Source organism: Pseudomonas sp. GD04091 (assembly GCF_029836165.1).
Classification (GTDB): domain Bacteria; phylum Pseudomonadota; class Gammaproteobacteria; order Pseudomonadales; family Pseudomonadaceae; genus Aquipseudomonas.
The window spans coordinates 46,352-70,704 of the sequence record NZ_JAOEBG010000005.1 but is presented as its reverse complement, the minus strand read 5'-3'; the positions used below and the strand labels follow the sequence as shown (position 1 = coordinate 70,704).

Annotated in this window: 20 protein-coding genes and 2 riboswitches; of the genes, 11 read left to right on the top strand and 9 right to left on the bottom strand. The window is 65.3% G+C overall.

The features are described 5' to 3' along the window. Positions 1-37: 37 nt before the first annotated feature. From N7422_RS08485 to cobW, 3 genes are read right to left on the bottom strand one after another with little or no spacing between them, the layout of a single operon-like run. Positions 38-1,036 carry an AAA family ATPase gene (locus tag N7422_RS08485; protein ID WP_279806129.1) on the bottom strand — a complete coding sequence of 333 codons (999 nt, stop codon included), beginning with the start codon at positions 1,034-1,036 and terminating at the stop codon, positions 38-40. A gap of 2 nt (positions 1,037-1,038) precedes the next feature. After that, the gene (cobN, locus tag N7422_RS08480; RefSeq protein WP_279806128.1) at positions 1,039-4,800 is read right to left on the bottom strand and encodes a cobaltochelatase subunit CobN; all 3,762 of its coding nucleotides are present in this window, start codon (positions 4,798-4,800) and stop codon (positions 1,039-1,041) included. A 3-nt stretch (positions 4,801-4,803) separates the two neighbouring features. Beyond that, positions 4,804-5,871 carry a cobalamin biosynthesis protein CobW gene (cobW, locus tag N7422_RS08475; RefSeq protein WP_279806127.1) on the bottom strand — a complete coding sequence of 356 codons (1,068 nt, stop codon included), beginning with the start codon at positions 5,869-5,871 and terminating at the stop codon, positions 4,804-4,806. 99 nt (positions 5,872-5,970) lie between these two features. Beyond that, a riboswitch (cobalamin riboswitch) is annotated at positions 5,971-6,171 on the bottom strand. 60 nt (positions 6,172-6,231) lie between these two features. Further along, positions 6,232-6,457, top strand: a riboswitch (cobalamin riboswitch). 96 nt (positions 6,458-6,553) lie between these two features. Here cobW and N7422_RS08470 point away from each other — a divergent pair. The 7 genes from N7422_RS08470 (at position 6,554) to N7422_RS08440 (ending at position 12,990) form a co-directional block, all read left to right on the top strand. After that, positions 6,554-6,739: a CbtB-domain containing protein gene (locus N7422_RS08470; RefSeq protein WP_279806126.1), complete on the top strand. Its 186-nt coding sequence runs from the start codon at positions 6,554-6,556 to the stop codon at positions 6,737-6,739. Between the two features lie 10 nt (positions 6,740-6,749). Beyond that, positions 6,750-7,445: a CbtA family protein gene (locus tag N7422_RS08465; RefSeq protein ID WP_279806125.1), complete on the top strand. Its 696-nt coding sequence runs from the start codon at positions 6,750-6,752 to the stop codon at positions 7,443-7,445. After that, positions 7,445-7,849, top strand: coding sequence for a cobalamin biosynthesis protein (locus N7422_RS08460; protein WP_279806124.1), 405 nt, complete (start codon positions 7,445-7,447; stop codon positions 7,847-7,849). Before N7422_RS08465 ends, N7422_RS08460 begins: the two co-directional genes overlap by 1 nt. Before the next feature lie 26 nt (positions 7,850-7,875). Continuing rightward, a complete protein-coding gene (cobM, locus tag N7422_RS08455) occupies positions 7,876-8,625 on the top strand; it encodes a precorrin-4 C(11)-methyltransferase (RefSeq protein WP_279806123.1) in 750 nt (249 codons plus the stop codon). A 69-nt stretch (positions 8,626-8,694) separates the two neighbouring features. Continuing rightward, positions 8,695-8,937 (top strand): DUF1272 domain-containing protein, encoded by a 243-nt coding sequence (locus N7422_RS08450; protein WP_279806122.1) that lies wholly within the window; start codon positions 8,695-8,697, stop codon positions 8,935-8,937. 171 nt (positions 8,938-9,108) lie between these two features. Beyond that, entirely contained in the window at positions 9,109-9,723 is a 615-nt protein-coding gene (locus tag N7422_RS08445; protein WP_279806121.1) for a response regulator transcription factor, read from the top strand. Positions 9,724-9,726: 3 nt separating this feature from the next. Then, positions 9,727-12,990, top strand: coding sequence for a transporter substrate-binding domain-containing protein (locus N7422_RS08440; RefSeq protein WP_279806120.1), 3,264 nt, complete (start codon positions 9,727-9,729; stop codon positions 12,988-12,990). Here the strand turns inward: N7422_RS08440 and N7422_RS08435 are convergent. After that, a complete protein-coding gene (locus N7422_RS08435) occupies positions 12,965-14,284 on the bottom strand; it encodes a PAS domain-containing methyl-accepting chemotaxis protein (RefSeq protein ID WP_279806119.1) in 1,320 nt (439 codons plus the stop codon). The two genes, N7422_RS08440 and N7422_RS08435, sit on opposite strands and share 26 nt — an antisense overlap. A 328-nt stretch (positions 14,285-14,612) precedes the next feature. Next, positions 14,613-15,632, bottom strand: a complete 1,020-nt coding sequence (locus tag N7422_RS08430) for a LacI family DNA-binding transcriptional regulator (protein ID WP_279806118.1) — start codon at positions 15,630-15,632, stop codon at positions 14,613-14,615. Positions 15,633-15,840: 208 nt separating this feature from the next. On the opposite strand from N7422_RS08430, the gene N7422_RS08425 reads away from it, so the two are divergent. The 3 genes from N7422_RS08425 to N7422_RS08415 all read left to right on the top strand — a co-directional run bounded on the left by N7422_RS08425 (position 15,841) and on the right by N7422_RS08415 (position 18,256). Next, on the top strand, positions 15,841-16,380 hold the full coding sequence (locus N7422_RS08425) for a gluconokinase (RefSeq protein WP_279806117.1): 540 nt from the start codon (positions 15,841-15,843) through the stop codon (positions 16,378-16,380). Positions 16,381-16,498: 118 nt separating this feature from the next. After that, complete coding sequence (locus N7422_RS08420) at positions 16,499-17,851, top strand: GntP family permease (RefSeq protein WP_279806116.1); 1,353 nt, start codon at positions 16,499-16,501, stop codon at positions 17,849-17,851. Between the two features lie 105 nt (positions 17,852-17,956). After that, positions 17,957-18,256, top strand: a complete 300-nt coding sequence (locus tag N7422_RS08415; protein WP_279806115.1) for a hypothetical protein — start codon at positions 17,957-17,959, stop codon at positions 18,254-18,256. A gap of 41 nt (positions 18,257-18,297) precedes the next feature. Here the strand turns inward: N7422_RS08415 and N7422_RS08410 are convergent, their stop codons facing one another. The 4 genes from N7422_RS08410 to N7422_RS08395 all read right to left on the bottom strand — a co-directional run bounded on the left by N7422_RS08410 (position 18,298) and on the right by N7422_RS08395 (position 23,736). Further along, positions 18,298-19,725, bottom strand: coding sequence for a sigma-54 dependent transcriptional regulator (locus N7422_RS08410; RefSeq protein ID WP_279806114.1), 1,428 nt, complete (start codon positions 19,723-19,725; stop codon positions 18,298-18,300). Continuing rightward, the gene (locus N7422_RS08405; RefSeq protein ID WP_279806113.1) at positions 19,694-21,187 is read right to left on the bottom strand and encodes a HAMP domain-containing sensor histidine kinase; all 1,494 of its coding nucleotides are present in this window, start codon (positions 21,185-21,187) and stop codon (positions 19,694-19,696) included. Before N7422_RS08405 ends, N7422_RS08410 begins: the two co-directional genes overlap by 32 nt. A 291-nt stretch (positions 21,188-21,478) precedes the next feature. Next, positions 21,479-22,924 carry a HAMP domain-containing sensor histidine kinase gene (locus N7422_RS08400; RefSeq protein ID WP_279806112.1) on the bottom strand — a complete coding sequence of 482 codons (1,446 nt, stop codon included), beginning with the start codon at positions 22,922-22,924 and terminating at the stop codon, positions 21,479-21,481. Between the two features lie 218 nt (positions 22,925-23,142). Next, positions 23,143-23,736, bottom strand: a complete 594-nt coding sequence (locus N7422_RS08395) for a lytic transglycosylase domain-containing protein (protein ID WP_279806111.1) — start codon at positions 23,734-23,736, stop codon at positions 23,143-23,145. Between the two features lie 182 nt (positions 23,737-23,918). Between N7422_RS08395 and gspG the strand changes: the two genes are divergently transcribed. Continuing rightward, a complete protein-coding gene (gspG, locus tag N7422_RS08390) occupies positions 23,919-24,344 on the top strand; it encodes a type II secretion system major pseudopilin GspG (protein ID WP_279806110.1) in 426 nt (141 codons plus the stop codon). The last annotated feature ends 9 nt before the right edge of the window (positions 24,345-24,353 follow it).

The window sequence follows — 24,353 nt, the reverse complement described above, 5'->3', positions numbered from 1 at the left end:
CTGGCATCCGTCGCCTGGGCGTTGCGTGCGCGGATGCTCAGGGCTTTTTTGCCCAGTTCGGCACCTCGCGACGAGGACCGCTGGTCATCGCTTGTGGCGGCAAGGCGCCCCAGTCACCCTGCCCGCCCTGGTGCTGCTGCGGGGTGGACTGCTCTGCCTGCGCAGCGGCATGGGGCTGCGGGGCATCCGAACGGCGACGATGGCGCAAGGCGAACTCGGCGACGGCCTCGACATCCGCCTCCTCGATGACGGCATTGCCGCGCCAGGCGGCATGGGCACGGGCGGCGCGCAACCAGACCAGGTCGGCACGCACGCCATCGACCCCGGCGGCGAAACAACGTTCGGTGATCCAGGCCAGGGCCCGATCATCCAGGACGATCGACGCCAGGCGCTCCCGGGCTACGCGGCAGCGCTCGCGCAATGCCGCCTGCTCCGTGGCCCACTGGGCACAAAACGCCGCGGGATCGGTATCGAACGCCAGCCTGCGGCGAATGATCTGCTGGCGCGCATCGGGGGCCGGCAGCCCCTCGAGAGCGACATTCAGGCCGAAGCGGTCGAGCAGCTGCGGGCGCAACTCGCCCTCTTCCGGGTTCATGGTGCCGATCAGCACGAACCGCGCGGGATGGCGATGAGAGATGCCGTCGCGCTCGACGCGATTGGTCCCGCTGGCGGCCACGTCCAACAGCAGGTCGACCAGCGGATCGGGCAACAGGTTGACCTCGTCGACATAGAGCACACCACCGTCGGCATGGGCCAGCACGCCAGGCGAAAAGCGCGCCTGGCCCAGCCCCAGCGCCGCATCCAGGTCCAGCGTGCCGACCAGGCGCTCCTCGGTGGCGCCCAGCGGCAAGGTGACGAACGGGCCATCGCCGAGCAGATCGGCCAACCCTCGGGCCAGGGTGCTCTTGGCCATGCCGCGCGGGCCCTCGATCAGCACGCCACCGATCTTCGGGTCGATCGCGGCCAGGCACAGGGCCAGCTTGAGATCGTCGGCGCCGACCACGGCGGCCAGCGGGAATTGCACGGGTTCACTCATGTTCAACTGTCTTCCTCGCCTTCGAGCAACTGCTGCTCGAGGCTGTCGCGGTAGTCGCCCGGATCTTGCCACAGGCCACGCTGCTGGGCTTCCAGCAGACGCTCGGTGAGGTCGCGCAAGGCTTCGGGATTATGCTCGCGCAGAAAATCGCGGGTGGCCGGGTCGAGCACGTAGGCATCGGCCAGGGCCTGGTAATGGTGGTCGTCGATCAGGTGCGTGGTGGCGTCGAAGGCAAACAGGTTGTCGACCGTCGCCGCCAGTTCGAAGGCACCTTTATAGCCGTGGCGCTTGGCGCCGTCGATCCACTTGGGGTTGAGGGCACGGGCACGAATCACCCGGTTCAGCTCTTCCTTCAAGGTACGGATACGCGGCCGGTCGGCCTGGCTATGGTCGCCGTGGTAGCTCGCCCTCGGCGCACCGGCCAGCGTCTCGGCGGCGGCGAGCATGCCCCCCTGGAACTGATAGTAGTCGTTGGAATCGAGCAGGTCGTGCTCGTGATTGTCCTGGTTCTGCAGCACCGCTTGCACCTGGCTGAGCCGGTGGGCGAAACGGTCACGGGCCGGGGTGCCTTCGTCCTGGGCGCCATAGGCATAGCCGCCGTGATTGAGGTAGACCTGCGCAAGGTCGTCACGGCTGTGCCAGAGACGCCCATCAATGGCGTTCTGCACGCCGGCACCGTATGCGCCCGGCTTGGCACCGAATACCCGCCAGCCCGCCTGGCGCGAGGCCTGCTCGGCGTCCATGCCTTCACGCACGAGTGTTTCGCGCTCGGTCCGCACCCGGGCGGCCAGCGGGTTGAGGTCGTCCGGTTCATCCAGCGCCGCCACTGCCTGCACGGCGGCGTCGAACAGGCGGATGAGGTTGCCGAACGCGTCACGGAAGAAGCCGGACACACGCAATGTCACGTCTACCCGAGGGCGGTCAAGCAAGCTCAGCGGCAGGATCTCGAAATCGTCGACCCGCTGGCTGCCACTGGCCCACACCGGGCGCACGCCCATCAGCGCCATGGCCTGAGCGATGTCATCGCCGCCGGTGCGCATGGTCGCCGTGCCCCACACCGAAAGGCCCAGCTGACGCAGATGGTCGCCGTGGTCCTGCAGATGGCGCTCGAGGATCAGGTTGGCCGACGCGAAACCCAGGCGCCAGGCGGTGGTGGTGGGCAGGTTGCGCACATCGACGGTATAGAAATTACGCCCGGTGGGCAGCACGTCCAGGCGCCCACGGCTGGGCGCGCCACTGGGCCCGGCCGGCACGAAGCGCCCGGCCAGGGCCGCCAGCAGGCCGTCGGTCTCGGCGGCGCCGCAAGCGTCCAGGCGCGGGGCAACCTGCTCGACCAGCGCCTGCAGCACCTCCCGCACGGGCTGCCACGCGATCTCGCCAGGCAAGGTGAGATTGCCTTCCAGCGCCTGCTCGATCAGCGCCAGGGCCAACTGCTCAAGGCGCTCGCGGGTGTCGCCCATGGTGCGCCACAGCCCCTCTGCCTGGTCTTCGAGCAGTGTCGGCCGCGGCCCGTGCCAGGCCTGCCCGAGGTCACAATCGAGCGGATCGAAGCCCAGCCCGAACGCCCTGGACAGGACGCGGATCAGGCTGGCGTTGCCACCCTTGCCGTCGCCCCGCTCGACACGTAGCAGAGCCAACAGCGTATCGCTGCGCAGCCGCCCTTCGGGCGACTGGCCGAACACATGCAGGCCGTCACGGATCTGCGACTCCTTGAGGTCGCACAGATAGGTGTCCAGCCGCGGCAACCAGACGGCGGCGTCGTCCAGCTGGCCCTCGAGCTGCAGTTCACGGTCGATGTGGTTGGCCTTGACCAGTTCGAGAATGTCGCGCTGCAGCTCCCGGGCCCGACGCGGGTCGAGCAACTGCGCTTCGTAGAACTCGTCCGCCAGTTGTTCCAGATGACGCAGCGGGCCATAGGTTTCGGCGCGGGTCAGCGGCGGCATCAGGTGGTCGATGATCACCGCCTGGGTGCGGCGCTTGGCCTGGGCGCCCTCGCCCGGGTCGTTGACGATGAAGGGATAGATGTTCGGCAGCGGTCCGAGCAGCGCGTCCGGCCAGCACTCGCGGGACAAACCGACGCCCTTGCCGGGCAGCCACTCCAGGTTGCCGTGCTTGCCGACATGGATCAGCGCATCGGCGCCATAGCCGTTGCGCAGCCAGAAGTGGAACGCCAGGTAGCCGTGCGGGGGCACCAGATCAGGGTCGTGATACACCGCGCTGTGGTCGACCTGGTAACCCCGCGCCGGCTGGATGCCGACGAAGGTCAGGCCGTAACGCAAGCCCGCCACCATCATCCGTCCGCCGCGGTGCATCGGGTCCTGCTCCGGCGCGCCCCAACGCGCCAGCACCGCGCGCTGGTTGGCCTCGGGAAGCTCGGCGAACGCCGCGTGATAGTCCGCCAGGCTCAGGCTCTGGGCACAGGGGCGCTGGTCGAGGTGGTCGAGATCGTTGGTGACCCCGCCAAGCAACTGATGAATCAGCTCGGTGCCACTGTCAGGCAAGCCGGCCACCGGATAGCCCTGCGCCTGCAGCGCCTGGAGAATGTTGAGCGCCGCGCCGGGGGTATCCAGGCCGACACCATTGCCGATACGCCCATCGCGGGTCGGGTAGTTGGCCAGTACCAGGGCCACGCGTTTTTCCTGGTTGTCCAGGCGTGCCAGCACCACCCAGCGCCGCGCGAGCTCGGCGACGAAGTCCATGCGCTCGGGATGGGCACGGTAGCAGACCACGTCGGACTGGCTGCGCTCGCTGCGCCAGGCCAGGTCCTTGAAGCTCACCGGCCGGGTGATGATGCGTCCGTCGAGCTCCGGCAAGGCGATGTGCATGGCCAGGTCGCGGGCGCCGAGGCCCTGTTCGCTCTGTTCCCAGGCGGGCTGGTTGTCCTGGGCGCAGATCGCCTGCAGCACCGGCACGTCGCGGCGCAGGGGGCGCAGGTTGGGCTGCTCCGGGCTGGACAGGGCGAATCCTGTGGTGTTGATCACCACTTCGGCCTGCACCTGGTCGAGCCAGTCCTCGACCTGGTCGAGGCAGGCGCGCTCCTTGAGGCTGGCCACGGCGATCGGCAACGGGTTCAAGCCGCAAGCCTGCAGACGCTGGCAGAACGCATCGATGAACGCGGTGTTGGCCGCCTGCAGGTGCGAGCGGTAGAACAGCAACGGTGCCACCGGCCATTCAGGCTGCCACTCGGGGTACCAGTCCTCGAGCTCCGCGCTGGCCTTGCTCGGGTGGTACACGGCGGTACGCGGCAAAGGCTGCGGCTCGTCCCAGGCGTAGTCGCGCCCCAGCCACTGGCTGGCCAGGCAGTTGAACAGGTTCAGCGCATTGCCCTTGCCGCCCTGGCGCAGGTAGTGCCAGAGCCGCTCGGCCTGCTCGCCGCGCACCGTGCCCAGGCCGGTCAGTTCAGGGTCGGGGCGATCGTCGCCGGGCACCAGGATCAGCTGCACACCTGCGCTGGCCAGCTCGACGAGCTGTTCGACGCCGTAACGCCAGTAGCCCACGCCGCCATGTAGCGACACCAGGATCACCTTCGCATGGCGCAGCACCTCGTCCATATAGAGGTCGACCGAGGCGTGGTTCTGCACCTGCATGGGGTTGGCCAGGCGCAGGCTGGGAAAATCGTCCGGCAGCTGCTCAGCGGTTTCGGCGAGCAGCGCCAGGTGCGAATCGCCGCTGCAGAGGATCACCAGCTCGGCCGGGGTCTGGCCGAGATCGGCGATGCTGTCGTCCGGCACGAAGCCGCCGGGCTGGGTCCGCAGCAGGTGCATGGGTCAGGCGCCCAGGGCCTGGCGCAGGCGTGCTTCCAATTGAGCGGCGTCGAGATCCTGACCGATCAGCACCAGACGGGTGATGCGCGGCTCCTGGTTGCGCCAGGCGCGGTCGAAGTGCTTGTCGAAGCGCGTCCCCACCCCCTGAATCAGCAGGCGCATCGGCTTGCCGGGGATGGCCGCGAAGCCCTTGGCGCGCAGGATGCCGAACTCGGTGACCAACTGCGTCAGGGCATCGAGCAGCAGGCGTTCATCGGCTTCGGGCAAATCGATGGAGATCGAGTCGAAGGCGTCGTGGTCGTGATCGTCGTGGTCATCGCCGTCGTGGTGCGAATCGTGATGGGTGCGACGGCCGTCGATATGCGCCTCGGACTCGGCACCCACGCCCAGCAACACCTCCAGTGGCAGGCGGCCGCTACTCGCCTCGATCACCTTGACCGCCGGCGGCAGTTCTTCGGCGACTTCGGCGCGAACCTTGGCCAGGCCCTCGGCATCGATCAGGTCAGCCTTGTTCAGCACCACCAGGTCGGCGCTGGCCAGCTGGTCGGCGAACAATTCATGCAGAGGCGACTCGTGGTCGAGGTTGGGGTCAAGCTTGCGCTGGGCGTCGACCTGGTCCGGGTAGGCGGCGAAGGTGCCGGCAGCCACAGCCGGGCTGTCGACCACGGTGATCACCGCGTCGACGGTGCAGGCATTGCGGATTTCCGGCCACTGGAAAGCCTGTACCAGCGGCTTGGGCAGCGCCAGGCCGCTGGTTTCGATGAGGATGTGCTCGAGATCGCCGCGACGGGCCACCAGCTCGCGCATGACCGGGAAGAATTCTTCCTGCACGGTGCAGCACAGGCAGCCGTTGGCCAGTTCATAGACGCGGCCGTTGGCCTCTTCCTCGGTGCAACCGATGCTGCACTGCTTGAGGATCTCGCCGTCGATGCCCAGTTCGCCGAATTCATTGACGATCACCGCGATACGGCGGCCCTGGGCGTTGTCGAGCATGTGGCGCAGCAAGGTGGTCTTGCCCGAGCCGAGGAAGCCGGTGACGATGGTGACGGGAAGCTTGGCCAGTGTTTTCATGTCGCGATGCCCTTGGCAGCAATGGCGCGGGCATGCAGGACGACAGCCGCGACCAGGCCGGCCGGGCGCGTTCGCCACCGGATCACCCCGCCCGGTTGAAAGTCGAAAACGTCACGAGGCAGGTCTCCTGGCTTGCACCGTTCCGGCATCGCTGCCGGAGGCCCGACGCCTTCCCGCGCGCCTGCGCAGTGGCTGTGCCGAACCCTTCAGTGCCTACAGTTGCGGGGGCAGCCGCGGCTTGTACCGCGTTCCCGTCTTAGCTCCAGCCTGGGCTGGAGAACCTCGAAGCGGCAAGGCTACGCAGTGCCCGCTTTGCGGTCAACCGCCGCCGCGATTGACGCAAGCCGTGCCCCATGATTTGCTAGCGCATTGCGTTCAGGTGCCCCCTATGGGGGTGAAACGGGAAACCGGTGCGTCACGCCTCTTCAACAGCGTGCGGACAAAGCCGGTGCTGCCCCCGCAACGGTAAGCGAGAGAGACGTCCAGACCACTGTGCCAATGCATCGGCATGGGAAGGTGACGGCCTCGATGGAGCCCCGCTCCAGCCTCGCCAGCCCGGAGACCGGCCTGACGCGCGGATGAACACCCCGCGGTGGGCGGGCGCTGTCGTATTTCCAGGGCGAATCGCGCCCTGGAGCGTCGCGCTTGCCCGTTGCCATAAGAAGCAGCAGAGGAACGCGTCATGCCCTACACCAGCGCCAAACACAGCGTCACTACCCCCGTCACTCTCAGCCAGCGCATGATCGTCGCCGTGGGCGCCAGCCTGCTGGGCCTTTGCCTGGTGTACTTCGCCGGTTTCTCGCACATCGAGGCGGTGCACAACGCCGCCCACGACACCCGCCACAGCGCCGCCTTCCCTTGCCACTGAGTAGACCCGCATGATCACGCGTATCGCCCGCACCGCGGGCTTCAGCGGGCTGCTCGCGGCCCTGTTGCTGACCTTGTTGCAGAGTTTCTGGGTGGCGCCGCTGATTCTCCAGGCGGAAACCTATGAAAGCGCGGCCCCTGCCGCCGAACATCACGAACATGGCGAAAACGCCACGCCCCATGAACACGAACACAGTGCCGAGGCCTGGGCCCCGGAGGACGGCTGGCAGCGCGTGCTGTCCACCACGGGTGGCAACCTGGTGGTCGCGGTGGGCTTCGCGCTGATCCTCGCCGCGCTCTACAGCCTGCGTGAACCTGGCCGCGTCACTACCGGCGCGCTCTGGGGCCTGGCCGGCTTCGCCGTGTTCTGCCTGGCGCCGACACTCGGGCTGCCGCCGGAACTGCCCGGCACCGCCGCTGCCGACCTGGGCCAACGCCAGACCTGGTGGATCGGCACCGCCGCCGCCACGGCGGCCGGCCTGGCCCTGCTGGTGTTCGCCCGGCACTGGCTGCTCAAGGCGCTTGGCGCGGCCCTGCTGGTGATTCCACACCTGATCGGCGCACCGCAGCCTGCCGTGCACGAAAGCGTGGCCCCGCAAGCACTGGCGACTCAATTCAAGATCGCGTCCTGGTTGACCAACGCCGCGTTCTGGCTGGCCCTGGGCTTGCTCAGCGCCTGGCTGTATCGCCGCTCCAGCCAGGCCTGATGCCTGTGCATCCGCCGGTGCTGTATGCCGGCTTCGGCTGCCGCCGGGGTTGCCCGGTGGAAACCTTGGCGGTATTGCTGCGCCAGACACTCGCCAGCCATGACCTGCCGCTTTCGGCCTTGCAGGCGATCGCCAGTATCGCCCCCAAGGCCCGCGAACCAGGCCTGCTGGCCCTGGCCGAGCGCCTCGGGGTGCCCTTCATGTGCTTCGATGCAGGGCACCTGCTGACCTTCGAACCGCTGCTCAGCCTGCGTTCGGCCAGCGCCTACGCCCAGACCGGCTGCTGGGGCGTTGCCGAGAGCACCGCGCTGGCCCTGGCCGCTCATGCATCCGGCCAGCCACGCCTGCATGTCCCCCGCCAGGTCCTGGGTGGCGCTACCCTGGCGCTGGCCATCGGCGAATAATCCGCTCTTTTGTGCAAGGAACTCCAATGACGGTCTACTTCATCGGTGCCGGCCCCGGCGACCCGGAACTGATCACGGTCAAAGGCCAGCGCCTGATCCGGCAATGCCCGGTGATCATCTACGCCGGTTCGCTGGTCCCGCCCGCGGTGCTGGAGGGGCACCGCGCACATACCGTGATCAACAGCGCCGAGCTGCATCTGGAGCAGATCGTCGCGGCCATGCGCCAAGCCCATGCCAACGGCGAGGATGTCGCCCGGGTGCACAGTGGCGACCCCAGCCTCTACGGCGCCATTGGCGAACAGATCCGCCATTTGCGTGAACTGGGCATCGACCACCAGATCATCCCCGGGGTGACGGCCACCGCGGCCAGCGCCGCGCTGCTGGGCTGCGAACTGACCCTGCCCGACATCGCTCAGACCGTCATCCTGACCCGCTATGGCGACAGCTCGCCCATGCCACCCGGCGAGCAACTGGCCGACCTGGCCCGGCACGGCAGCACCCTGGCGATTCATCTGGGCGTCAAGCACCTGGAGCGCATCGTCGCGCAGCTGTTGCCCCACTACGGGCCCGATTGCCCGATCGCCGTGGTCCACCGGGCGACCTGGCCGGATCAGGACTGGGTCAAGGGCACCCTTGCGGACATCATCGAGCGCGTGGCGGACAAGGGGTTCCGTCGCACCGCGCTGATCCTCGTCGGCCATGTACTGGGCGACGCGCCGTTTGCCGAATCCGCCCTCTACCGTGCCGGACACGCCCACCTCTACCGCCCGGGCTGATGTGGCGATTGTCGGCTGGCCAGGCGCCGTTGCACACTGCGGCGTCCCCCTCCCGACGGAAGCCACGCCATGCTCGACCTACGCCCCAACTGCGAATGCTGCGACGCCGACCTGCCAGCCGAAAGCCCGGACGCACTGATCTGCTCGTTCGAATGCACATTCTGCCGCGCCTGCAATGATCGGCACTTCCAAGGCCAATGCCCCAACTGCGGGGGACAGCTGGTCGCGCGCCCGACCCGTGCGGGCAAGGCACTGGTCAACAACCCGGCCTCGCGCCAGCGCGTGACCAAGGTTCATGCTCCTTGCTCCTGACCGGTGGTTTGTAGTCCTTTTCAACAAATGCAGGTAGGCTTTTCAACACGCCTATACTCGGCTATTACCAAACCCCCTGAATCGCCGTAATGTTCGCGCTGCCCAGTGGGTCCGTGTGGAAGCACCAACTTGCAAGGCAGGAAGCGGACCTTATCTCGACAGGAGTTATCCATGACAACCGTACTGTTGGTCGATGACCATCACATTGTTCGACTCGCCGTACGCATGCTACTTGAACGTGAGCGCTTCACCGTCATGGGTGAAACCGGCAAGGGCAAGGAAGCTGCGCGCCTGGCGGCCGAAACCAAGGCAGACGTGGTCATCCTCGACATTGGCCTGCCGGACCTCGACGGCATGGAAGTGATCAAGCGCCTCAAGCTCCTGGATCCTGCCCCCAGGATCATGGCCCTGACTGGCCAGCCTGCCGACCTTTACGTACGTCGCTGCATGGACGCCGGCATCTCGGCGTTCGTCAACAAGGGCGAGGACCTCGATGCCCTGGTCTTCGCCTTGAAAGCCCTGGTCAAGGGCTATTCGACCTTCCCGCAGATGACGGTCAACAGCAACACCCTCGAAAGCGAGAGCGAACGACTGGGCAGCCTGTCAAATCGCGAAATGGAAGTATTGAGGCGACTTGGCAGCGGCCAGAGCAACAAACTGATCGGCGAACAGATGAACCTCAGCGCCAAGACCATCAGCACCTACCGCGGTCGGATCATGGACAAGCTCAAGGCCGAATCGCTGGTGGAAATGGTCGACCTGGCCAAACGCAACAACGTGGGCTGAGCCATGATCAGGGGCACCCTGCTGTGCCTGCTGCTTGCCGGATTGCTGCCCGCCTGCGCCCTCGCCGCTTCCGCCAGCGAAAGCCGCCATTTGCTGGCACGCGCCCTGAGCGCCGCCCCTGCGATACCACTGAGCGAATCCGATCGCCAGTGGTTGCGCGAGCGCAAACGCCTGGTACTGGGCAGTTCGCGCCCGGACTACCCGCCGTTCGACATCAACAACAGCCTGACCGACTATGAGGGCCTTAGCGCCGACTACGCAGGGCTGATCGCCGAACAACTGGGCATACCCATCGAAGTCCGCCGCTACACCAGCCGCGCCCGAGCCCTGGCCGCGCTGCATGCCGGGGAAATCGACCTGCTCGGCACATCCAACGCCTTCGAAGCCAACGATGCCAAGCTTGCCCTGAGCCTGCCGTATGCCGATGACCTGCCGGTAATCGTGACTCGTCATTCGCGTTCCCTGCAGGACGACCTGGCCGGGCTGCGCCTGGCCATGGTCGATCACTACCTGCCCATGCAGACGGTGCGCCAGCTGTTCCCAGGCACTCAACTGAGCCTCTATCGCTCGACCCTGGCAGGGGTGGCGGCCGTAGCCCTTGGCGAGGCCGATGCCTACCTGGGCGATGCCATCAGCTCCGACTACGTGATCGCCAAGGGCTACCAGGGCGTACTCAAGGTCGATCATTTCGTCAAGGCGCCGGCCAGTACCTTCGCGTTCGCCTTGCCCCGGGACAATGCTCGTCTCCTGTCACTGGTAAACCAGGCCCTGGGCCGCATCGCCGACAGTGAGCGGCTGAACATCCTGCGGCGCTGGACCAGCGGCAGCACCAGTATCCTGCTCGACCGCCGCCTGGACGCGCTGACTGCCGAGGAGCGCGCCTGGATCGAGCAACACCGGCAAGTCAAGGTGATGGTCAATACCACCCTCGCCCCCCTAACCTTCACCGATGCGCAGCAGCATCCGCGTGGCATTGCCCTGGACCTGCTGGAGCGCATCAGCCTGCGCACCGGCCTGCAATTCCAGATCGTCGAGTCAGAATCGTTCCAGGACATGGTCGAGCAGGCCAGCCAAGGCCGAGTGGACATGATCGGCGCCATCGGTTACGGCACATACCGCGCCCAGCGCCTGCGCTACACCCGTCCCTACATGCTCAGCCCACGGGTGCTGGTTACCCGCCTGGACGCGCCTGCGCTGTCCACCAGCCACCCGCTGCATGGCCTGCGCGTCGCCGTGCTGCGTGGTTCACCACTGCTCGAGGGGGTCATCGGCGTGCGTCCGGTGGAGGTGGAGAACCCGCTGCAACTGATGGAAGCCGTCGCCAACGGCACCGCCGACGTGGCGATCAGCTCGCATATCAACGCCGCCTACTTCATCAATCAGGTGTTCAAGGGGCGCTTGCGAATCGCTGGCCTGCAAAGTGACGAACCCGCCCTTTCCGCGTTTGCCGTGAACCCTGCATTGCCGCAGCTGCAGGCCATCCTGGACAAGGCGCTGCTGAGCATCCCGCCCGATGAACTGGAACAGCTGGTCAACCGCTGGCGCACCAGCACGGTGGTGAGCGACAGCGCTTGGCGCAACTACCGTACCCTGGCCCTGCAGGTGCTGGTACTGGCCGCGATACTGCTGGCTGGCGTGGCATTCTGGAACACCTACCTGCGCAAGCTGATCCACCAGCGCACCGAAGCCCAACGCGCGTTGCAGGAGCAACTGGCGCTCAGCCGCGGGCTGCTCGAACAACTGCGCCAGGCCAAGGAGGACGCCGAGCGCGCCAGCCAGGCGAAGAGCCGTTTCCTGGCGGTCATGAGCCATGAGATCCGCACGCCGATGAACGCGGTCATTGGCTTGCTCGAACTGGCCATGCAGGACAGCCGCCATGGTCGCAGCGACAGCCAGGCCCTGGAAACCGCCCACGACTCAGCTATCGGTCTGCTCGACCTGATCGGCGACGTGCTCGATATTTCACGCATTGAATCAGGCCATATGACCCTGCAGCCACAGGCAACCGACCTGACCGAGCTGGTGCACCTCACCCTGCGCGTGTTCGAGGCCAACGCACGCCTCAAGGGCATCGCCCTGCGCACGGTGCTGCCCGACCAGCCATGCTGGGTGCTCACCGACCCATTGCGGATCAAGCAGGTGCTGTCGAACCTGCTGAGCAATGCCATCAAGTTCACCGACAAAGGCCATATCGATGTGTCGCTGACCGTAGCATCGCTTGGCGAGCGCTCGGTACGGGCCGAGATCATGGTCAGGGACACGGGCATGGGCATCAGCGTGGCCGACCAGGCCCGACTGTTCAGTGCCTTTGCTCAGGTCGATGGTCGCCAGGCTCGCCAGGGTGCAGGCCTGGGGTTGGTGATCAGCCGCGAGCTGTGCGAGCTGATGGGAGGACAACTGTCCCTGCAGAGCCTGGAAGGACTGGGCACCCAGGTCGACGTTCGTCTACCGCTCGCCGTCGCCGAACCCCATGCCCCCCAACCCACCGCCTGGCCCAACCGCGAGGTCGGGGCAGGCCCTCTGCGGGTTCTGGTCGTCGATGACTATCCCGCCAATCTGTTGCTGCTGGACAAACAGCTGAGATCCCTTGGCCACCATGTCGTGCTTGCCGACCAGGGCAGAAGCGCCCTGGCGGCGTGGCAGGAGGGACGCTTCGATGTGGTGATCACCGACTGCAGCATGCCGGTCATGGATGGCCATGAGCTGACCCGACGCATCCGGGCGCAGGAGTTCGAGAGAAAGCTGCCAGCCTGCCGCATCATTGGCGTCACAGCCAATGCCCAGGCCGAGGAACGCCAACGCTGCCTGGCCAATGGCATGGACGAATGCCTGTTCAAGCCGATCAGCCTGCGCACGCTCAGGGGCAGCCTGCCGCAAGGCGATGTGGCGTCACAGGAGCAGCCATTCGATCGGCAAGGCTCCAGCGGTTTCGACCTCGGGCAACTGCGCCACCTCACCCAGGACGACGACCAACTGATCCGCCGCCTGCTGGAGCAACTGGCCGAAAGCAATGCCCTTGACCTGCAGGCGCTGCGCGATCTGGGCCCACAACCGCTGGCCGACACGTTGGCCGCGGTGGTGCACCGGGTCAAGGGGGGCGCGAAGATGCTCAAGGTCAGGAACGTGGTACAGGACTGCGAAGCACTCGAGCAGGCGATCGCCAACGGTCAACCGATCGGGCGAGCACTCGATCGACTGAAGGCGAGCCTGCAGAACCTGGAGCGGGAGTTGCGCGAGAACCTCAGTGCAGTTGCAGGGTCGAGCTGATCTGGCTGATTGCGTCCACCACGTGCCGTGATCCCTGCTGTATCTCCATGATCACGGTGCCCGCCTCATTCGCCAACTCGACCCCCAGGCCCGTACGGGTCAGGCTTGATTGCATGCTCGCCACCGCGGTCAACGACAGGTCATGGTTCTTTCGAACCACCTCGACGATCTCCAGGGTGGCTTTGCTGGTGCGAGCCGCCAGGTTGCGCACCTCATCGGCGACCACGGCGAAACCTCGTCCGTATTCGCCGGCGCGGGCCGCTTCGATTGCCGCATTGAGCGCCAACAGGTTGGTCTGGTCGGCAATACCACGGATAGTCAGGACTATCTGACCGATCGCGTCGGACTGCTTGCTCACGGCATCGATGCTGCGCGCGGCCTCGTTCAACTCCGCCGAGATCTGCTCGATCACCTCGACCGCCTGCTGTACCACCTGGGTGCCCTTGCGTGCACAGGCATCGGTCTGTACCGAGCTTGCGTGAGCCGCATCGGCAGCGGTCTGCTGGGTACTCACCTGCCGGGTGATGTCGCTGGCGAACTTCACGACTTTGTATAACCGACCTTTGTTGTCGAAGATCGGGTTGTAGGAGGCCTCGAGGTAGACAGTCTGCCCTTGCTTGTTGATGCGCTCGAAGCGATGGGAGTGATATTCGCCACGGTTGAGCGATGCCCAGAATTCGCGATACGTAGCCGATTCACGCTCTTGGGGCAGGCAGAACAGCCCGTGGTGGCGCCCCACCACCTCTTCCAGGCGGTAGCCCATGGTGTCGAGAAAGTTCTGGTTGGCCTTGATCACCCGCCCGGCCGGGGTGAATTCGATCACCGCCATTGACCGCCCGATCGCCTTGAGCAGACTGTCGCTCTCGTGTTCCTCGATCACATGCCGGGTAATGTCGGAAGCCACCTTGATCACACTGGTCACCTGCTGCCGTTCGTCGACGACCGGCATGTAGCTGGCCTCTAGCCAGACTTCGCGACCGGCTTTGTCCAGGCGCTCGAAGGTGCCGCTGATGGCCTTGCCCTGCCCCAGCTCACGCCAGAGCTGCTGGTACTCGGCACTCTTGGCGTAGCCGGGGTCGCAGAACAGGCGGTGATGCTTGCCGCGGATTTCATCGGGGGTATAGCCCATGGTATTGCAGAAGTTTTCGTTGGCATCGAGGATGGTGCCATCGGGCGCAAACTCGATCATCGCCATGGAGCGGCTGATTGCCGCCAGCTTCGCTTGCATGCCCGCCAAGGCCTGTCGGCTGCGCTGGATCTCGACCAGATCGGACTTGCGATGGTACTCGAACATGTGCCGGGTCTCCTTGTGTCCACGGGATGATCCTGAGCATAGATCGGGGTTTGGGGCGTGCAAGCGATCTGATATCACTTTTGGATTAACGAATTGAGCCGTTTGTCTGGAGTTACTGAAGTCGCAACGTGTGGCGCCTGGACTATCGCGCGCAGGGGAGCCAGAGCAACAGCGGGGGGAAGTTTGAAGTTAGTGGGTTGCAGCTGACTGTTCTGGCTCTTTCGCGCGGGCGCAAAGGTGACAGGGCTTCGACATCGCAAATGAATGCGCATAAGCATGAAACCATCGAAACCACCAGCAACTGGCAACAAAGATCCAAGAAGATGCCTCAGGAACTCTCCCGCACCATCAACTCGAACCCCAGGTCCTGCTGCCCCTCAGCCACCCGCTTGCCGTCGAGCATCGCCAGCAAAGCCTGCGCCGCCCCGCGCCCAACCGCCGCCCGCGGCGTACGAATGGACGTCAGGCGCGGCACCATGTGCGCCGAGCCCGGCAAGTCGTTGAACCCGACCATGGCCACCTGCCGTGGGACTTCGACCCCCTCGCGCAGGGCCTGCAGCACCGCGCCCTGCGCCAGGTCATCGTTGCAGAAGAAGATGCCATCGACATCCGGCGCCCGCGCCAGCAATCGACTGAACAGTTCACCGCCCAGACCGATGGACGATGGCTGCGGATCCAGCACTTCCAGTTCCGACGCCTGCAGCCCGGCTTCGGCCAGCGCCTGTCGGAACCCCTCGGCACGCTGCATCACCCTCGGGTCAAGCTGCGCCGCGATGAAACCCAGGCGCCGACGCCCCCGCTCGATCAGGTGCCGCGCCGCGGCGCGTCCGGCCTCATGCTGGGAGAAGCCTACCGACAACGCACCGGTCTCCCCGCCCAGCTCCATCATGTGCACACAGGGCACCTGGCTGGCCGCCAGCATCTTTCGCGAGCCTTCGCTGCGCTCGAAGCCGGTGAGCAGCATCCCGCAGGGCTGATAGGCCAGGTAGTTGCGGATCAGGTTCTCTTCCTCGGCGATATCGTAGTGATAGTTGCCGATCAGCACCTCCAGCCCACGCGGACGCATCACCTCATGGATCGCTTCGAGGGTGTCGATGAACAGCTGGTTGGACAGCGACGGAATCAGCACCACCACCGACTGACTGCGCGCCGATGCCAGGGCGCGGGCCGCCGGGTTGGCGACATACCCCAGGCTGGACGCCGCCGCCAGGACCTTTTCCACCAGTTCGGGCGCGACCGTGCTGACCCCGCGCAGGGCGCGAGAGGCGGTGATGGGGGAAACCCCGGAAAGCCTGGCGACTTCCGCCAGAGTGGGACGACCAGTGGTGCGCGAGCCGGTACGAGACATGAGTGTTGTAATTTTACTGCTTGCAGGAATGGGGAACGGTCACTAAGGTAGCGCTGTCTCTGGATGCAGGCAATGCAATCTTGGTAGCAGGCATGCGTTCAGCGTCCATACTGCCAAAGACAAGATCAATAACACCCGGGAGGGTCGCGTTGTCGAGTTTGGCCAGCCTCGGCCAAGACAGCGCTATCTCACCCAGCAGGAGGTACAGATGAACCCTTCCCTGTCCGCGATCGTGGTCATGGGCGTGGCCGGCTGCGGCAAGAGCAGCGTCGGTGCCGCCATTGCCGCGCGCAGCGGCGGCCGCCTGATCGAAGGCGATGCCTTCCACCCTGCCGCGAACATCGCCAAGATGAGTGCCGGCGTCCCCCTGGACGACGATGACCGCGCCGGCTGGCTGGTGCTGCTTGGCCAGGAGCTGCAGGCCACCCTCGCCGCGGGCGAACGCCCCATTCTCACCTGTTCGGCCCTCAAGCGCCGCTATCGCGACACCCTGCGTCTGGCCGTGTCCGAGCTGTGCTTCGTGTTCCTCGAGCTGACCCCGCAGGAAGCCGAGAAACGTGTGCTCGCCCGCCCCGGTCACTTCATGCCGGCCAGTCTGATCGACAGCCAGTTCGCCGCACTGGAGCCTCCGCACGGAGAACCCCTGACCCTGGCGCTGGACGCCACCCGCCCGCTCACGCTGCTGGCCGAGGATGTGCACCAGTGGCTAAAGCCCTGCGGTGAGCAGGCGCTGGCGCGGACTGCCTGACCCGGCGGTTTTTCCGGCTCACCAAAGACAGCGCTGTCTCCGTGCCGCTGACGGCTTGTGAAGCAAGACACGCGACACCAAAACAACAACGAAACGAAAAGACCGAGGTTCACGAACCATGTTCGGACTGGCTACCGATACCTTTCTGCTGCTCGACGCACTGGTCACCATCGTCGGGCTCATCCTGCTGATCACCCATTTCAAGGTCCACCCCTTCGTCGCCCTCACCCTGGCCGCAGGCTTCCTCGGCCTGACCTCCGGCATGCCGGTGGCCAAGGTGATGAAATCGTTCCAGGACGGTTTCGGCGGTGTGCTGGGCTTCGTCGGCATCGTCCTGGCCCTGGGCACCATGCTCGGCAAGCTGATGGCCGATTCCGGCGGCGCCGACCAGATCGCCCAGACCCTCATCCGCGCCTTCGGCAAGCAAAAGGTGCACTGGGCGATGATGTTCGCCGCCTTCCTGGTGGGGATCCCGCTGTTCTTCGAGATCGGTTTCGTGCTGCTGATCCCGCTGGTATTCATCGTCGCCCGCCGCTCCGGCGTGTCGCTGGTGAAGATCGGCATCCCCCTGCTGGCCGGCCTGTCGGTGGTGCACGGCCTGGTGCCGCCGCATCCGGGGCCGCTGCTGGCGATCGGCATTTTCCATGCCGACATCGGCAAGACCATCTTCTACGGCCTGTTGGTGGCGTTGCCGACGGCGGTCATCGCCGGCCCCCTGTTCGGCAATTTCATCTCGCGCTACATCCCGGGCAACCCGTCCCAGGAACTGATGGACCAGATCGCCCGTGAATCGAACCAGCAGAACCTGCCGAGCTTCACCGTGACCCTGGTCACCGTGCTGCTGCCGGTGGCGCTGATGCTGCTCAAGACCTTCGCCGACGTGGTGCTGCCCGCCGAGCACATCGTGCGCCAGTGGATGGACCTGATCGGCCACCCGATCACCGCCCTGCTCGCCGCCCTGCTGCTGGCCTTCTACACCTTCGGTTCGGCGCGTGGCTTCAACCGCCAGCAGATCATGAAGATGCTCGACCAGAGCCTGGCCCCCACCGCCGCCATCGTACTGATCGTCGGTGCCGGCGGCGGCTTCAAGCAGATGCTGGTGGACACCGGCGTCGGTAACGTGATCGGGCAGATGGCGGTACAGGCGGAGATCTCGCCGATCCTGCTCGCCTGGCTGGTGGCGGCGGTGATCCGCATCGCCACCGGCTCGGCCACCGTGGCCACCATCACCGGCGCCGGTATCGTCGCGCCGGTGATCGACCTGGTACCCGGGGTGAACCGCGAACTGCTGGTGCTGGCCACCGGCGCCGGCTCGCTGATCCTGTCCCACGTCAACGACGCCGGCTTCTGGCTGGTCAAGCAGTACTTCAACATGACCGTGGCGGAAACCTTCAAGACCTGGAGCATGATGGAAACCATTCTTTCGGTGGTCGGCATCATATTCATCATGTTGCTGTCGCTGGTGGTGTGACCGTTGATCGGGGTGATGGCACCTTGGCGACAGTCAGATGCCACACATGAAGAGCGGCCCTGCTCAGGCAGGGCCGACGCTTTTCATCGCAAAGGAGCCTGCCCCATGAAACGTGCCGTACTGCTTGCAGCTCTGCTCGCCTCTCCTCTGGCCCTGGCGGCCGGGACCGGTACCACCTACCCCGACGATCCACATAACCCGGCGCCGCAGCCGGGCGTGGACAGCACGCTCAACCCCATCGAAAAGCCCATGCCGCGGGACACCGACCCACGGATCAAGGGCAACGACCCGGACAGTCCGCCAGCGGAACAGAACGATGATCGCGATCTGCCCGGCATGGGTGGTAGCGGCTCGGAAGGAATGGGCCGTGAGGGAGGCGATTCAGGCGCCAGCGGCAAACCGTGACCTGGCAAGCCCTGCGCCAGCGGGGGCCCGCCCGGACAGGCTCACCACTGCCGCTTGTCCGGCCTGGTCAAGCCCAGCTTTTCGATCTTGTAGCGCAGCATGTCCCGCGACAAGCCCAGCAGCCGCGCCGACTTGGTGACGTTCCAGTCGGTGCGATCGAGGGTGCGGCAGACCATGTCGCGCTCCATGTCCGGCAGGCTGCCGGTATTCTCTGGCTCATGACGATACGCATCGAAAACCGCAATGGGTGAAGGCTGCGCCAGTGGTTCATCCACCAACGTCATGCACAGGTTGAACTGATGCGCGCCGATCACCTCGGCGGGCGCCAGCAGCACGGTCTGCTCCAGCATGTTGCGCAACTCGCGCACGTTGCCTGGCCAGCCGTACCCCAGCATCAAGGCCTCGGCATCGGCGGAGAAACGCAGGTTAGGCTTGCCATAGCGGCGCCCATGATGGGCCAGGAAGTGCCGGGCCAGGCGCAGGATATCCTGGCCGCGCGCATGCAGCCGCGGGACCTTGAGCGCGATGATGCGCAGGCGGAAGAACAGGTCGCGGCGGAACTTACCCTGCTGGACCATCTGCTCGAGGTTACAGTTGGTGGCGCTGATCACCCGTAAATCCACCTTGCGCTCCTTGACCGCGCCGATGCGGCGAATGCTGCGGTCCTCCAGCAGCTTGAGCAGCTTGGCCTGCAGCACCAGGTCCATCTCGCCGATCTCATCGAGAAACAGGGTGCCGCCATCGGCCGCCTCGACCAGGCCGACACGGCGCTCCTTGGCGTCGGTGAAGGCCCCCTTCTCGTGGCCGAACAGCTCGGCCTCCAGCAGGTTGGCCGGAATCGACGCGCAGTTGAACTCGATGAACGGCCCCTTGGCCCGGCTGCCATCGAAGTGCAGGGCGCGGGCCACCAGCTCCTTGCCCGTGCCGGTCTCGCCCTCGATCAACACCGGCGGCAGGTCATCGCTGGCCATGCGCCGCTCGGCGTCAAGCAGTTGCTTGAGCGTGTGCTTGAGCTCGAGCATCACCGGCGACTCGCCGATCAGCGCCTGCATCCCCGACTTCTGCGCCTCGCGCTCCTGGTAGAAGGTCAGCGTGCGCTCCATGCGTTCTGCCGCCAGGGCCTTGTCCAGCATCAACTTGAGTTCGGCCAGCACCACCGGTTTGGTCAGGTAGTGAAAGGCGCCTTCCTTCATGGCCAGCACCGCGTCCTCGACGTTGCCGTAGCCGGTCATCATGATTACCTTCAGCTCCGGCGCCTGCGCCACCAGGGTGCGCAACAGGTCGTGCCCACTCATGCCAGGCAGCGAGTTGTCGGTCAGCACGGCATCGGGCTGGGCGCGCTTGATCTGCTCCAGCGCGAGCTCGGCGCTATGGCACACCGTGACCTCGAAACCCTTGAGATTCAGGTAGGTGCGAATGTTGTCGGCGAGGATTTCATCATCCTCGACCACCAGGATGCTGCGCTCCATGGTCCCCTCCCGCTGCGATATTGAAAGTCAGGCTGACGCGGGTTCCTTCCTCTTCGCGGCTGCTCAGTTCGACCGAGCCGCCAAAGCGTTCCATGATCCGTTTGACCAGGGCCAGGCCGACGCCCAGCCCGCCTTGCTTGGTCGTGAAGAATGGCTTGAACACCATCTGCCGTTGCTGCTCGCTCATGCCGCTGCCGGAGTCGCTGAGCTGCAACTGGGCCTGCTGGCCATCGAGCTGGCGCACCTCGGCCCGCAGCACGCCACCCCGGGGCATGGCCTCCAGCGCATTGGCGAACAGGCTGTTGAGAATCTGCGTCAGCTGCAGCGGCTGGCTCGCCACCCACTGCGTCCGTGGCCCCTCGAGACTGAAGCGCACGTCATTGCGCTCGATCTGCGGGGCGAAGGTCTGCCGCGCATCTTCGATGGCCGCCACCAGGTCGACGGCTTCGGCTTCGTCGCTGGTCGGGCGCAGCGACACCAGCAGGTCGCGGACCCAGCGCGACATGCGATCGACCTGGGTGATGATGTCGCCGATGTTCTTCTGCGCCGCCGGGCTGGCGATGTCCTGGGCCAGTTCGGCGCTGGAGCGGATGTTGGCCAACGGGTTGCGCAGGCTGTGGGCCACCGCCGAGGACATTTCGCCCAGGGCCACGTAGGTCTCGCTGGCCACCAGCCGGTCCTGCTGATGGTGCAGCAGGCTGGCGGCGCGCCGCACGATCCAGAACAGACCGAAGTAGATCAGCGCACCGCCCGCCAGCGTGGAGGTCCATATCAGCACATAGCCGCGCTGAATGCGCCGCACCAGGTCCTGGGGCTCCTTGTAGATCTCGACCATGCTCAGCACCTGCTCGCCCTGGCTGTCGAACAAAGGGATGTAGTTCTCGATGAACAGCAGCCTGGGCTTGCGCTGGAATTTCTGCTCATCCCGATCCTCGTCGGCCTGGTGATAGCTGGCCGAAACCGGCTGGCGAGAGCGAAACGCGTGCTCGAGGTCATCGTCCCCCTCGATGCGCTTGCCGATCAGCTGCGGGTTGGTCGACCAGACTACCGTCCGATCCCGGGCATAGACATTGGCCAGGAGGGTGTCGGGCAAGTGCTCGACATGATCGAGAAACTCCACTCGGGTCGAGCGGGCCAACTGCGGCGTGAACTGCAGATGCTGCTCATCCAGTCGCGGGTCGAGCAACTCCCCCATGGTGACGCCTGGCGGCAGCTGGGAATGACGTACTTCGGCCTGGGCCATGGCCTGGATGAACTGGGCAGTGAGCATGGCGTCGCGCTCGACACTGTCACGTACCACGAAACGTGTCGACACATAGCCCAGGCCACCCGCCACTGACGCGATGATCAGCAGGCTGACCAGCGAGAACCAGCGCAGCAGGTTGAATTCGTGCGGTGGTGAAACCAGCCCTGAGACGGAGATGGCGGCTTTGTCGGGGGCTTCGTTGTCGAGCGTCTGCATCGCTTCGTTTTCCGCCTGAAAGCCGGTGAGCGTCACCAGCGCGCCGTTGCTACCCGCAGTAGCGAAATACCAGGCACCACCATGACTGTTGATCGTCGCCCCTGGGTTGAGAGAAGCTTTAGCAAAAACTCAGCCAGAAAAATAAAATCATTAAAATTCTTTATTTTTCAAAAGGTTATTAAAACAATCTAATCCTAAAAATAGATAAATTCCCCAGATTTGGGTAAAACTCACCCAAAAGAAATAAAACGTTGAAAATCAACTAGTTAAACATCATTTCTATAAAAATTATCAAGATCTCGCCACGCGAAAACTCAGCAACACACGGGTCCCCAGGCCTTCCTGGCTGCTCAACCGTACCGAGCCACCGCAGCGCTCCATGATCCGCTTGACCAGCATCAGCCCCACCCCCAGACCTCCCTGTTTGGTGGTGAAGAACGGGCGGAACGCCATGCGTTGCTGCTGCTCGCTCATGCCCTTGCCGGTATCCGACAAGCGCAAGGTCAGGCTGCGTCGGTCATGCCGCACCAGCTCCACGCGCAACTCGCCACCGGGCTCCATCGACTCCAGGGCGTTGGCGATCAGGCTGTCGAAGATCTGCCCTATCAGTTCCGGCTGCCCCAGTACCTTCACCGCCGGCAACTGCGCCAGCACCAGACGGATGCCGCCACGCTCCAGCGTCGGCGCGAACGCCTGCAGGCTTTCGCGCAGGGTCTGGGCAACATCCACCGGCCGTGTGTCGTCGTTGAGCGGGCGCAGTGACTGCAGCAATTCGCGCACCCACTGCGACATGCGATCGACCTGGCTGATGATGTCGCTGATGTTCTTCTGCGCCGGCCCTTCATCGAAGGCCTGGGCCAGTTCGGCGCTGGAGCGGATGCTGGCCAGCGGGTTGCGCAGGCTGTGGGCCACCGCCGACGACACCTCGCCCAGGGCCACGAAGGTTTCGTTGCCAATCAGGCGTTTCTGCTGCGCGGCCATCAACCGCGCGGCGCGACGCATGATGCCGTAGAGCCCGACATAGACCAGCCCCGCGCCCAAGGCGATGGCCAGCCAGATCAGCATCAGGCCATGCTCGATGCGCGTGATCAGGTCATGGGGTTCCTTGTAGATCTCGACCATCGCCGTGACCTTTTCGCCATCGGCATCGAACAACGGAATGTAGTTTTCGATGAACAACTGCTCGGGCGGCGTGATGAACTTCTGCTCGCTGCGCGCCTGTTCGAAATCGTGATAGCTGGCCGAGACCCGCATCTTGTATTCGAACGCCTTGTCCAGGTCCTCGTCGGACTCGATCGACTTGCCGATCAGCGCCGGATTGCTCGACCAGATCACCGTCCGGTCAGGCGCGTAGATGTTGGCCAGGAGCAGGTCCGGCAGGTGGGCGACATGGTCGAGGAATTCGCCCCGGGCCTTGCGCCGCGCCTGCGGCGTGACTTCCGGCGCGGCGTCGTCGTTGCGCGGGTCGAGCAGCTCGCCCATGGTCCGTACATTGGGAATCGAGACATGTCGGACCTCGGCGTCGGCGATGGAGGTGATGAACTGCGCAGTGAGCAGCGCGTCGCGTTCAACGCTCTCGTCGATGATGAACCGGCTGGAGATCAGCCCCAGGCCGATGCCCACCGAGAGGATGATGGCCAGGCTGACCCAGGCATACCAGCGCAGCAGGTTGAACGGCTTGCGCGCCGCGCCGGCATCGGCGGGCACAGGCATGTCGGGACGTGAAGCGAGGTCCATGGCGGGCTCCGCGGCTGGGCACCTCTAGAGGTTATAGCCCAGAGTTGGGGAAACCATGAGTTGCCAGGGCCGTCTTGTCGCACAGGGAACATTGCTGCAAGCCGCCCGGGTGCGGGAGCGGGTTTACCCACGATCATCAGCAACACAGGGCCGGATGGCGTGGAGGCCCGCCCCGCCCACTCGCAGCGGCCCCGACAACCTGCCTATCACGCCTTGCGTCAGAGCGGCGCATCCTCGGCCAGCCCGCGCAGCAGGCGATACTCGCGCAGCACGGTCGGTACATACCTGCGCGTCTCGGCAAAGGGCGGCACCACCCGTCCCCGGCTCAGTACCGCATCGGGGCCGGCATTGTAGGCGGCCACCGCCAGGGTGATGTCATTGTCGAACAACCTCAGCATGCGTTTGAGGTAACGCGCTCCACCGCGCACGTTGGCCTCGGGGTCGAGCACATCCCTGACCCCCATCTCCTTCGCCGTGCCCGGCATCAGCTGCATCAAGCCCGCCGCGCCCTTGGCCGAGCGGGCTTTGGGGTTGTAGCCGGACTCGGCCTTGATCAGCGCATGCAGCAAAGCCTGCGGCACATCATTGGCCAGGGCGGCGGCGGCCACCAGTTCGGCATACGGCCGACCGGTAACCAACTGGGCATTGACCGGCCCAGCGCCCGTTTCGCGGATCACCCGATCGTAGTGCCGCCCTGGGCGGTGGACGTTGGACAGCACGACGCCGCCCTTGCCATCGCTGGAGACGTACACGTCGGCCTGGATATCCAGCGCCAGCAGCCCCGCCAACAATCCCAGGATCAGTCCACGCATGTCGGTCGCCTCCCGTCGTGCCCCGAAGTGGGGGAAATGCCCCGCGAATCCGGGCTTTTCGCCTATGACGCAAGCACCGTGCCGCCGCCGGCGCCCATGGCGCAAGGGCCCGAGGCAGACGTGCACGGCTGTTGCATGGGGACTGCAAAGGCAAGCCTGCCCACGCAACGGAGGGGTTCACCATGCAGCGCAACATCCATGTCCAACGCGGCTTCACGCTGCTCGAACTGTTGGTGGTGCTTGTGGTGCTGGGCCTGTTGGCCGGTATCGTCGCCCCCAAGTACTTCAGCCAGTTGGGACGCTCCGAGGCCAAGGTAGCCCGGGCGCAGATCGAAGGACTGGGCAAGGCCCTGGATCTCTATCGCCTGGAAATCGGCCATTACCCCAGCAGCGAGCAAGGCCTGCAGGCTCTGGTGAACGCCCCCAGTGGCGAAGCACGCTGGTCAGGGCCGTATCTGCAGAAAGCCGTGCCCCAGGATCCCTGGGGGCGCGCCTACATCTACCGGCAACCTGGCGAGAACGGCGGCGACTACGACCTGCTGTCCATGGGCAAGGACGGCCAGCCCGGCGGCGACGGGGAGAATGCCGAGATCACCAGTTGGCAGTAAGGAGCCTGA